The sequence below is a fragment of the Actinophytocola oryzae genome (genome assembly GCF_004364325.1).
Classification (GTDB): domain Bacteria; phylum Actinomycetota; class Actinomycetes; order Mycobacteriales; family Pseudonocardiaceae; genus Actinophytocola; species Actinophytocola oryzae.
On record NZ_SOCP01000005.1, the window covers coordinates 656443 to 667726 of the forward strand.

At 69.9% G+C, this 11284-nt stretch carries 7 protein-coding genes; 4 read left to right on the plus strand and 3 right to left on the minus strand.

Translation table 11 applies throughout. The annotated features are described in order from the left end of the window. Positions 1-28 precede the first annotated feature (28 nt). The 3 genes from CLV71_RS17740 (at position 29) to CLV71_RS17750 (ending at position 4367) form a co-directional block, all read left to right on the plus strand. Positions 29-535, plus strand: coding sequence for a DUF6912 family protein (locus CLV71_RS17740; RefSeq protein WP_133903847.1), 507 nt, complete (start codon positions 29-31; stop codon positions 533-535). Between the two features lie 139 nt (positions 536-674). Continuing rightward, positions 675-3584, plus strand: coding sequence for an AfsR/SARP family transcriptional regulator (locus tag CLV71_RS17745; RefSeq protein WP_133903848.1), 2910 nt, complete (start codon positions 675-677; stop codon positions 3582-3584). Positions 3585-3728: 144 nt separating this feature from the next. Continuing rightward, a complete protein-coding gene (locus CLV71_RS17750; protein ID WP_133903849.1) occupies positions 3729-4367 on the plus strand; it encodes a hypothetical protein in 639 nt (212 codons plus the stop codon). A gap of 62 nt (positions 4368-4429) precedes the next feature. Here the strand turns inward: CLV71_RS17750 and secA are convergent, their stop codons facing one another. Beyond that, positions 4430-7312, minus strand: coding sequence for a preprotein translocase subunit SecA (gene secA / locus CLV71_RS17755; RefSeq protein WP_133903850.1), 2883 nt, complete (start codon positions 7310-7312; stop codon positions 4430-4432). Between the two features lie 198 nt (positions 7313-7510). Continuing rightward, entirely contained in the window at positions 7511-8182 is a 672-nt protein-coding gene (gene hpf, locus CLV71_RS17760) for a ribosome hibernation-promoting factor, HPF/YfiA family (protein WP_133903851.1), read from the minus strand. A gap of 543 nt (positions 8183-8725) precedes the next feature. Here hpf and CLV71_RS17765 point away from each other — a divergent pair. Next, positions 8726-9343 (plus strand): ComF family protein, encoded by a 618-nt coding sequence (locus tag CLV71_RS17765; RefSeq protein ID WP_133903852.1) that lies wholly within the window; start codon positions 8726-8728, stop codon positions 9341-9343. A 51-nt stretch (positions 9344-9394) separates the two neighbouring features. Here the strand turns inward: CLV71_RS17765 and CLV71_RS17770 are convergent, their stop codons facing one another. Next, the gene (locus CLV71_RS17770) at positions 9395-11143 is read right to left on the minus strand and encodes an LpqB family beta-propeller domain-containing protein (RefSeq protein ID WP_133903853.1); all 1749 of its coding nucleotides are present in this window, start codon (positions 11141-11143) and stop codon (positions 9395-9397) included. Between the last annotated feature and the right edge of the window lie 141 nt (positions 11144-11284).

Here is an 11284-nt window from a genome sequence, read left to right on the forward strand (position 1 = left end):
GGCGCGGGGTGTGTCAGGATCTACTGCCGTGAGGGTCTACATACCGGCGACGGTGTTGCTGCTGCGCACGCTGAACGCCGCGGGGGAGCTGTCCGCGGTGAACGGCACGGCGTTCGCGCTGACCCCGATGCTGCGCGAGTCCTATGCCTCCGGCACGTCCGAGGAGCTGGAGTACGCCGCCATGCTCGAGGCGGCCCGCGCGTCGCTTCGCCTGCTGGAGGCGGACCTCGAGCTGGACCCCGAGCTGGTGCTGCCGAGGCGGGCCGTGGTGTCGGCGGACGTCGACGGCGCCACCCTGCGACCGGACCTGGACTACGCGGTGGTCAAGCTCGCGGGGCCGGTGCAGCTGAAGCAGGTCGCGGCCATCCACCTGGACACCTCGGACGCGGAGGAGGCGGTGCGGGCGGCGGCCGCCGCGATCGACGCGGCCGACCTCGGCGACGCCGACGCGGAGTTCGCGCTCGGTGAGGCGGAGGACCACGAGCTCGCGTGGTACTCGCCGGAGGAGCTGCCGTTCCTGCTGGAGCTGCTGTAGGCGTCAAGCCGAATCCGATTCACCAATTCCTCCCGTTTGTCTACGTGCCGACGCCATTCGCCGTACCCGGATGTTGCTTGCAGACGAGTCGCTTGACAGTGGTGTGACTGCCTTACCAAGGTGAGTCGTTCTGGCGGCCATGGGGGTACGCGTGCGCGTCCAGGTGCTCGGGCCCGTACGGGCCTGGCGGAACGGTCGGGAGCTCGATCTCGGGCCACCCGGCCGTCGTGCGGTGCTCGGTTTCCTCGTGCTGGCCAGGGGACGTGCCCTGCCGAGGACCGAGTTGGTCGACGCGTTGTGGGGCAGCAGACCACCGCCGAGCGCGACGAACATCATCCAGACCCACGTCAAGCACCTTCGGCGGATGCTCGACCCGGAGCGCGACGCCTACGCCCGCAGCCAGAGCCTGCCGACGGTCGGCGAGGGCTACGCGCTGCGGGTGCCGCCCGACCACGTCGACCTGGAGCGGTTCCACGGCCTCGTGCGGACCGCGGACGAGACGCAGCGCGCAGACCGGCACGAGCAGGCGGCGACGGCGCTCGCGGAGGCGCTGCGGCTCTGGCACGGGCCGCCGATGGCCGACCTGCCCGCGTTCTCGTCGCACCCCGCGGTGCTCGCCCTGGTGGCCGCGCGGCGGGACGCGGTGCTGGCGTACGCGCGGGTGATGATCGAGACCGGCCGCGCGGCCGACGTGTCGGCGGCCGTCGCCGAGGAGGCGGCCGCACAGCCGCTGGACGAGACGCTCGCGGCCACGCTGATGCGGGTGTACGCGGCGGCGGGCCAGCGGGCCAAGGCGTTCGCCGTGTACGACGCCACCAGGCGCACGCTCGCGACGGAGCTCGGCGTCGACCCGGGCCAGGACCTGGCGGAGGTGCACGCCACGCTGGTCCGGCAGGAACCGCGTGCCGTGCGGCCGAAGGCGGCGCCGGTGCCTGCCGAGCTGCCCGCGGACGTGGCGGGCTTCACCGGCCGGGCCACGGAGCTGTCCGCGCTGGACCGGTTGCTGGCCGAGCCGGGGGCGGGCATGCCGATCTGCGCGGTGTCGGGCACCGCGGGGGTCGGGAAGACGGCGTTGGTGCTGCACTGGGCGCAACGTGTCCGGGACCGGTTCCCCGACGGGCAGCTGTACCTCGACCTGCGCGGCTACGACCCGGACCAGCCGATGCCGGTCACCGAGGCGCTGGCGCGGCTCCTGGAGGCGCTCGGCGTGCCAGGTCACGGCGTCCCGCTGACCGAGGACGGGCGGATCGCCAGGTACCGCACGGAGATCGCCGACCGCCGGATGCTGGTGGTGCTGGACAACGCCGCGTCGGTCGAGCAGGTACGCGGCCTCCTGCCGGGCACCCCGTCGTGTTTCGTGGTGGTCACCAGCCGCGACAGCATGGCCGGTCTCGTCGCACTGCACGGCTCACACCGGCTCGGCCTGGCCCCACTGTCCCCCGACGACGCGAAGACGTTGCTGCACGAACTTGTCGGCGAACGAGCGGCACTGGACCCGGCGGCTGCGGGCGACCTGGTCGAGCAGTGCGCGAGGCTGCCGCTGGCACTGCGGGTCGCCGCGGAGCTGGCCGTGACCCGCGCGGTGACCCCCTTGGCGCACCTGGCGGGCGAGCTGCGGGACCGTCAGCGCAGGCTCCGGCTCCTGAACGCGGGAGGCGACCCGCGGGCGGCGGTGCGGACGGTGCTGTCCTGGTCCTACCGCCACCTTCCCGAGTCGGCGGCACGCCTGTTCCGGGTGCTGGGCCGGCATCCCGGCGCGGACCTGGACGTCCACGCGGCGGCGGCGCTCGCGGGCCTGGCGCCGGAGGACACGCACGAGCTGCTGGACCGGCTGACGCGAGCACACCTGGTGGTCCTGGACTCCCACGGCAGGTACGGCATGCACGACCTGCTGCGTGCCTACGCGGTCGAGCTGTCGGCGGCGATGGACTCCGACGTGGACCGCGCCGCAGGCATGGTCCGCCTGCTGGACCACTACCTGGCGACGACGGCCGCCGCGATGGATCTGTTGTACCCCAAGGAAGGCCGTCACCGAACGGGCACGACACCGCCCGTGGCGGTGGTCCCGCCGGACCCGAGGTCCTGGCTGGACGCGGAACGCCGCAACCTCGTGGCGGCCTGCGCCCACGCGGCGACCCGAGGACTGGCCGGCCACGCGGTGAGCCTCGCGAACACGCTGTACCGCTACCTGGAGGGCGGCCACCACGCGGACGCGTTGGCGGTGCACACCTCTGGCCTGCGTGCGGCGAAGGAGTCCGGCGACCGGGCAGGTGAGGCGCACGCACTGACCAACCTCGGCGCGGTCTACCGGCTGCTGGGCCAGTACGACCCGGCGACGGACCGCCTGACGCAGGCACTGGAACTGCACCGGGCGACCGGCGACCGGCACGGCGAGGCACGGACCCTGTCGAACCTCGGCATCGTCGAGGACCGCCTCGGCCAGTACGAGCCCGCGAGCAGGCACCTGAGTGAGGCACTGGACCGGTACCGGGAACTGGCCAACCCCTACGGCATCGCAGCGGTGCTGACGAACCTCGGCGGCCTGTGCCTCCGGCCGGACAACTACGCGAAGGCGGCCCGGTACCTGACGGAGGCGGCGCAGCTCTTCCGTGAGCTCGGCGACCGCACCGGCGAGGCGTCCGCGCTGTCGAACCTGGGTGACGCGGACATGAACCTCGGCCGCTACCGGCAGGCCGAGAAGCACCTGGACGCGGCGCTGATCCTGTTCCAGGACATGAAACACCGCTACGGACAGGCGATCGCGCTGTCGAACCTTGGCACCGTCCAAACAAGACTCGGCAGGCACGACCTGGCGGTGGAGCAATTGAACGCGGCACTGCTCCTGTTCCGGGAGACGGGTCACCGCTACGGGGAGGCATCGGTGCTCAACAGCCTCGGCGAGGCGCTGCACGCGGCAGGCCTGCCGGAAGCGCTGGCCCACCACACGGCCGCACTGCGCATCGCGACCGAGACCGGTGACAAGGACGAACAAGATCGGGCGAAAACGGCGATGGCGAACCTGACAACAGCTCGCCTGCCGTCCAACTGACGTCCAAATTTCGTCCAAACCGAATCCGTATGGTTCGACTCGCGAGTTCGCGACAGACGACCGTGACGTTCCCCGAATAGGCGGAACTGTTCCCCCACCCCGTTTACCTCGGCTGTTTGATGTGACCAACCACCGGGAGAAACAATGTCGATACTCCGAAGATCACTGATCGCGCTGACGACGACGGCCGCACTCATGCTGACGGCGGTCACGACGGCTCCTGCCGCCCCGGCGAGTGCGCCGAACCCAGTGCTGGCGGCCGCGGCGGCCCGCGTGACCTCCGGCACCGGCACGGCGGCCGACCTGTCGCTGGTCAAGGCCGACCCCGAGCTGGCGAAGGTGGTGGCCGACCCGAGCAGGACGACGGTGACCACCGCCACCAGCCCGAAGCTGGGCCTGAAACAGGCCCCCGGCGCCATCGCCAGCGGCGTGGTGGTCTGCGACAACTGGATCGAGGTGACGGTGACCGCCTACACGGTCCTGGGCTTCGATCTCTTCGTGTGGAAGCACCACGCGGGATTCTGCATCGACGTCCAGGCCGGTGCGGTCACCAGCTGGGAGAACCGCTACGACCAGCTGGTCTACGCGGACCCGACCGTCGAGGCCAAGGAACTGACGGCCAACTCGGCGACCCCGCTTCCCGCCTCGGTCGGCTACTCCACGATGCAGCGCCACCTCCAGCAGTGCGTCCTGACCTACGGCTGCTGGGCCAACTGGTACCCGTGGTCGCAGATAGGCATCGCGGGCAACGGCAACTGGGGCTGGAGCTGGGGCGTCGGCTGACCCCCACACGACGAAGAGGCGCCTCCACCGTTTCGGTGGAGGCGCCTCTTCGTCAGTGGGAACTAGCGCCGGGGGCCCTTCTTGCCCTTCTTCTGGGCATCCCTGGCCGCGGCACGCCGGTCGCGCCGGGTGCCCCCGGTCGCGCCGTCGCCGGACCCGTTCTTGTTGCCGCGGGACTCGACCCCGCCACCCTCGGCGGGCCCGGAGTAGGTGAACCGCTGCTGCTCCTGGGCGGGCCCACCGAGCCCCTTCCCACGCAGGGCCGGCGGGATCCGGTCCTCGGCGGCCTGTCGCTGCGCCGCCTGGGCGGCCTGAGCGGCCTGCGCTGCCTGGGCGGCCCGCTGGGCGCGTGCCTGCTGGGCGGCGGCGGTGGGCAACGCGGCGGCGTCGGAGGGCTCCGGCTCACGCTGCTCGACCGGCAGGTTGAACAGGAAGCTGACGCACTCCTCCTTCAACGCGTCGAGCATCGTGGCAAACATGTCGAAGCCCTCGCGCTGGTACTCGATCAGCGGGTCGCGCTGCGCCATGGCCCGCAGGCCGATGCCCTGCTTGAGGTAGTCCATCTCGTAGAGGTGCTCGCGCCACTTGCGGTCGAGCACCGTGAGCATGACCTGACGCTCCAGCTGCCGCATGGCACCGGGGCCGGCCTTGCTCTCGATGTCGGCCTCGCGCTCGGCGTACGCGTGCTTGGAGTCCTCGACGATGACCTCCTCGAGGTGCTCCCCGGTGAGGTCCTGGCCGTCGGCCTCCATCCGGTCGGTGAGCTCGTCCCACTTGAGCGAGATCGGGTACAGCGACTTCAGCGCCGTCCACAGCTTCTCGTGGTCCCAGTCCTCCGAGTACCCGGCGGTGGTCTCCGCCCGCACGTAGTCGGTCACCACGTCGATGACCATGTTCTCGATCTGGTCGCGCAGGTCCTCGCCCTTCAGCACCCGCTGGCGCTCGCCGTAGATGACCTTGCGCTGGCGGTTCATGACCTCGTCGTACTTGAGGACGTCCTTGCGGATCTCGAAGTTCTGCTGCTCGACCTGGGTCTGCGCGCTCTTGATCGCGCGGGTCACCATCTTCGCCTCGATCGGCTGGTCGTCCGGCACGCGCATCGTCACCATCACGCGCTCGACGAACGCCGCGTTGAACCGCCGCATCAGCTCGTCGTTCAGCGAAAGGTAGAAGCGCGACTCGCCGGGGTCGCCCTGACGGCCGGAGCGGCCACGCAGCTGGTTGTCGATGCGGCGTGACTCGTGCCGCTCGGTGCCCAGCACGTACAGCCCACCGGCCTCGCGGACCGCCTCGGCCTCGGAACGCACGTCCTCGCGGGCCCTCTCGAGCTCGCCGGGCAGGGCGGCCTTCCACTCGTCCGGCGTCTCCACCGGGTCGAGGCCCCGCTCACGCAGCCGGTTCTCCGCCAGGTGGTCGGGGTTGCCGCCGAGCACGATGTCGGTACCGCGGCCCGCCATGTTCGTCGCGACCGTGACCGCGCCCCGGTGGCCGGCCTCGGCGACGATCGCCGACTCCTTCTCGTGGTGCTTCGCGTTCAGCACGTTGTGCGGGATGCGGCGCTTGACCAGCAGTTTCGACAGGTACTCGGAGCGCTCGACCGACGTGGTGCCGACCAGGACCGGCTGGCCCTTCTCGTGCCGCTCGGCGATGTCGTCGGCGACCGCCTCGAACTTCGCCTCCTCCGACTTGTAGATCAGGTCGGAGCGGTCGATGCGGACCATCGGCCGGTTCGTCGGGATCGGGGTCACGCCGAGCTTGTAGGTGCCCTGGAACTCCGCGGCCTCGGTCTCGGCGGTACCGGTCATGCCGGAGAGCTTGTTGTAGAGGCGGAAGTAGTTCTGGAGGGTGATCGTGGCGAGAGTCTGGTTCTCGGCCTTGATCTCGACCTTCTCCTTGGCCTCGATGGCCTGGTGCATGCCCTCGTTGTAGCGGCGGCCCGCCAGGATGCGGCCGGTGAACTCGTCGACGATCAGGACCTCGCCGTCGCGGACGATGTAGTCCTTGTCGCGCTTGAACAGCTCCTTGGCCTTCAGCGCGTTGTTCAGGTAGCCGACGAGCGGGGTGTTGGCCGCCTCGTACAGGTTCTCGATGCCGAGCTGGTCCTCGATGAGCTCCACGCCCTGCTCGGTGACGCCGACGGTCCGCTTGCGCTCGTCGACCTCGTAGTGCGTGTCCTTCTTCATCATCGGCGCCATCCGCGCGAACTCGGTGTACCAGCGCGAGGACTGGTCGGCAGGGCCGGAGATGATCAGCGGCGTGCGCGCCTCGTCAATGAGGATCGAGTCCACCTCGTCGACGATGGCGAAGTTGTGACCGCGCTGCACCATGTCGTCCAGCGTCCAGGCCATGTTGTCGCGCAGGTAGTCGAAGCCGAACTCGTTGTTCGTGCCGTAGGTGATGTCGGCCCGGTAGGCGCGGCGGCGCTGCTCCGGGGTCATCTCCGAGAGGATCGCGCCGACCTCGAGACCGAGGAAGCGGTGGATGCGGCCCATCCACTCCGCGTCACGTTTGGCCAGGTAGTCGTTGACCGTGACCACGTGCACGCCGTTGCCCGAGATGGCGTTGAGGTACGCGGGCAGGACCGCGGTCAGGGTCTTGCCCTCACCGGTGCGCATCTCGGAGACCTTGCCGAGGTGGAGCGCGGCGCCACCCATGAGCTGCACGTCGAAGTGCCGCTGGCCCAGGACCCGCTTCGCGGCCTCCCTGGTCACCGCGAACGCCTCGGGCAGCAGGTCGCCGAGGACGTCCTCGTCGGACTCGCCCTCCGGCAGGTCGGGATCGCGGTCGGCGTCGTAGCGCTTGCGGAACTCGTCGGTCTTCGCACGCAGCTGGGCATCCGTCAGGTCGACGACGGAGTCCTCGAGATCGTTGACCTCGTCGACGATCCGCTTCAGATGCTTGAGCGTCTTGCCCTCGCCCGCTCGGAGTATCCGGGACAGCACCATCAGGTCAACCTCGCTAGCTGGATCGTCGCGCGCTTGTGTTGGGCGAGTCGATTCACCCAGTGCCCATCGTAGGCCGTCCCGGATGCGGAGTGCCGATGCCTTCGCCAGGCCTGTGGACAACTCGGGCATGCGAAAGCCCCCGAGCCTGCGACTCGGGAGCATTTCGCGTGTCGGTGGAGCGTGTTCAGGCGGTTCGCGTCAGACCAGCCTGATCACGCCGTAGTCGAAGCCCCTCCTGCGGTAGACCACGCTCGGCTGTCCGCATTCGGCGTCCTGGAAGAGGAAGAAGTCGTGCCCGACCAGCTCCATCTGGTAAAGAGCCTGGTCGACGGTCATGGGGGTGGACGTGTGCTCCTTCTCGCGGACGATGCGGCCGGGCAGGTCGTCGTCCTCTGCGCTCTCCCAGCGCTGCGCGGGCACCTCGGGAAGACCGGTGGACTGCTCCGTCTCCGTTCGCGCGGGTAGTACCGCTGTTTGCGCGCGCCCATTGGTGGCGGGTGGCGCGGCAAGCTGTGTGGCGGCGGAGGCGGTGGCCTCCGCGACCGAGGTCTGGCCTCTGCGCCCGTAGTGGACGCGGCGACGGTCGTGGAGCTTGCGGAGACGGTTCTCCAACTTCGCGACGGCGGCGTCGAGTGCGGCGTAGAAGTCGCCGGCGCAGGCCTCCGCCCGTACGGCGGGTCCCCTGCCCTTGCCCGTGATCTCGACGCGCTGGCAGTTCTTCGACTGCCTGCGGTTGGGCTCGTGGAACAGTTCCACGTCGAAACGGATCACCTTGCGGTCGTAGCGTTCGAGCCTGGTCAGCTTTTCCTCGACGTGCACTCGGTAGTGGTCGGGCACCTCGACGTTGCGGCCTTTAACGACGATGTCCATACACAACCTCCCTCGCCAACAGCGAGATAGTGGGTGTACAACGGCGCCGGACAGTTCTGGGGTCCATGTTGGTCGGTGGACGGCCAGAAAGGGGCTTGAGGGGACTCCCCGCCTCAGCGCTCCTCCGGCGCCAGGGGCATGGCTGCTCGCCTCCTCCCTGCGGAAACCGGGAAAGCTGATGCCGAGACGTTATCCCGCGTTGTGCCTTTGCAAAAGCCCCTGCGGGGGGCGAACTTGCCGGTCCCACCAGCGTTACTGAGCGCGACGCGGTTCCCGCGCCCGCCCCGCGCCTCGCCCGCGGGAGACACGAACCGCGTTCCGCCGTCCCGACCAGGCACAGTGGGCCTACTTTCCAGTCGGTTCAGCGCCTTTGACATACCCGCCCAACGATCTTCCGATGATCGAAGTTCCCCTCCGAAGTTCACCCGGTCGGGGGTATGAACCCTGTTCACGTGGCGAAACTCCACTTTGTGTGTCCAACCAACCCGTTCCTCGCGCGGCTCCCGGGAGGCGGTTGTCGGTGGACGCGGGCACAATACGACCATGCGTTCGATACTGGACCTCGTCCTCCCCGACCACTGCGCAGGCTGCGACCTCCCCGGCACGCCGTGGTGCCCGGCCTGCGCCCGCTCGCTCGGTGTCGTGCGGGTACCCCGCCCCGGCCTTCGCCATGCGTACGCGTTGACCGGGTACACGGGCCCGGCCCGGCGGGCAGTGTTGGCCTACAAGGAAAAGGGCCGTCACCGACTGTCCGGGGTGCTCGGTGGCGCACTGGCCGCCGCCCTCCCGACGATCCGGGCGGGGCCGTTCACGCTCGTTCCGGCGCCGTCGCGCCCGTCCGCCGCCAGGGCCCGCTACGGCCAGCACATGGTGGCGGTGGCACGCGCGTGCGCGCTGGCCCTGACGCGGGCGGGCCACCAGGCCTCGGTGGCTCCCGTGCTGCGGCTGTCGGGCCGCGCCAGGGACTCGGTCGGCCTCGACCCGAGGGCCCGGGTGGCCAACCTCAGTGGCCGGCTGCGGACCTCGGGCCCCGGTCCGCCGTCAGCCGTCCTGCTCGACGACGTGATCACCACCGGCGCGACCGCGGTGGCCTGCGTGGCCGCCCTGGCCGCGGCGGGCACGAGACAGACGACCGTCCTGGCGTTCACCGCCACGGCCTGAAGGAAGGACCCATGACCCTCCCACCGAAGGAAGTGATCGCCGTGTAGCCCGTCAGCCCGGGTAGAACGGGATCGCGGTCGACCCCTGGCCGTTCTGCAGCTGGCGCCAGACCTGTCCGAGCCCGGGAGCGACGAGCACCGCGGCGTTGTCGGTGACGACGACATCGCGCTCCGGTGCCGCCGTCACCGAGTGCATCGGGAACTGCAGGTTGTTCGAGTCGAAGGTGTCGATCATCAGTCCGTCCACCGACAGGCGGAGCACCGGAAGGTCCGTCTGACCGGTCACGACGACGAGGGTGTGCTGGTTGAGCCAGTCCACCCCCACGGCACTGATGATCATCCTCGGCTGGAGGGTGCGCGGCAGGGAGAGGCTCACCGAGTCCTTGTCGCGCACGACGGCGGTGACGACCAGCTTCCCGCTGGCCGTGACGATCGCCGCGCGGGTGCCGTCCCGGGACAGGCGCAGCTCACGGATCGGCCCGAAGCTGTCCAGCGACGACGCGTTGACCTCGACCGACTTCCAGGTCTCGTCGCCGGCACGGACGATGCGGACGACGTTGCCGTCCTCGACGGTCCACACCTCGCTCGCGTCCTGGCCCTCGGCCGTGGACACGCGCCAGGTGGGTCTGGTCATGGTCGTCGCGTCGAGGTTGATCTCCTGCAGCGGCTGGCCGTAGGCGCCGACCCGCAGTCGGAGCTTGTCGCCGACCTGGGTGACGACCGCGAGCTGACCGCCGTCGATGGACTGTGCCGCGCTCACGACGTCGTACTCGCCGTTACCCGCCGGGCCGGGGACCGACTTGCCGTCGAGCAGCGTGCGCAGTCTGCCGCCCGAGCTCACCAGCCCCGGCTGGTCCGGGCTCGGCTTGGTCGACGCGTCGTACTGCTTGATGTCACCCGGTCGCCAGTCGCCGTGGCCCTGGATGAGGTCCTGTCCGTCGCCCTTGATGCGCAGCCTGCTGTAGGTCACGCTCTGCATCGTCAGGACGATCTGGGCGGCGATCAGCTCACGCTGTTCCTCGCTCTTGTCGCCCAGCGGGACCAGGTCGACGACCAGGGTGCCGTCGGAGTCGGGCACGACGTTGGTGCGTGCGCCGACGCCCTTCAGCGGGGAGACGACCGAGCTGCGCATCGAGTCCGACGGGCCGCTGAGCAGCACGGCGATCACCCGCGTCGGCAGGCCCTCCTCGGGCTCGGCGGCGACGTAGCGCTGGTCGGGCACGGTGATGCGCAGGTCCGGGTCGAAGAAGTACAGGGTGACGGGCCGGTAGCTGATGTTGAAGTCGGCCAGTGGCACGTACACGTGGTCCGGCGGCACGTCGATGCGCCACTGTCCCTTGTCCCGCACGACGCCGACCCGGTACGTGTTCTCGTTGATCGACGGGATGAACGCGTTGTCCTGGCCGAGGCGGCCGAGCTCGGTCACCCGCAGTATCACCGTGACGCGGGTGTCCTCGACGCCGCCCTGGTCCTCGCCGGACTGCCGTTGGTCCTGGTTCTGCTGCGGGACGGTGCCGAACGTGTCGTGGATGATCGTCGGCTTTTCCTCGCTCTTCCACGCCGACTGGCCCTTGGCCGTCAGGTACTGCCTGGCCGCGTCGGGGTTGCCGGACCTGCGGACGAACTCGCGCACGAGGTCGAACGCGTTGAGGTTGGGCGTCGGTGGCTGCTGGACGGCCTCGGTGGGCTGCTGCTGGTCGTCGCGCACCGCGTGCGGTGTCGACTCCTCCGGGATGTTCGCGCACCCTGCCACGAGCAGCAGGGCGGCGAGCAGCAGTGCGGCGTAGGCACGGCGCCTCATGACGCCACCTCGTCCGCTTCGATGCGCCGGAACGCTCCGCAGGTTCCGCTGATAGGACTACCTTCGTTCATGGCCGGGACCTCCGGGGAACGCTTGCTTCGCTTGTCCTGCGAGGACTGTCATGAGACGGCGTCCCTGGAG

What these genes read in the sequence shown, in the direction of transcription:
- CLV71_RS17745 (WP_133903848.1), top strand. Translation starts at nt 675, where the DNA reads ATGGGGGTACGCGTGCGCGTCCAGGTGCTCGGGCCCGTACGGGCCTGG.
- hpf (WP_133903851.1), bottom strand. Translation starts at nt 8,182, where the DNA reads ATGGACATCGTCGTTAAAGGCCGCAACGTCGAGGTGCCCGACCACTAC.
- CLV71_RS17765 (WP_133903852.1), top strand. Translation starts at nt 8,726, where the DNA reads ATGCGTTCGATACTGGACCTCGTCCTCCCCGACCACTGCGCAGGCTGC.
- secA (WP_133903850.1), bottom strand. Translation starts at nt 7,312, where the DNA reads ATGGTGCTGTCCCGGATACTCCGAGCGGGCGAGGGCAAGACGCTCAAG.
- CLV71_RS17770 (WP_133903853.1), bottom strand. Translation starts at nt 11,143, where the DNA reads ATGAGGCGCCGTGCCTACGCCGCACTGCTGCTCGCCGCCCTGCTGCTC.
- CLV71_RS17750 (WP_133903849.1), top strand. Translation starts at nt 3,729, where the DNA reads ATGTCGATACTCCGAAGATCACTGATCGCGCTGACGACGACGGCCGCA.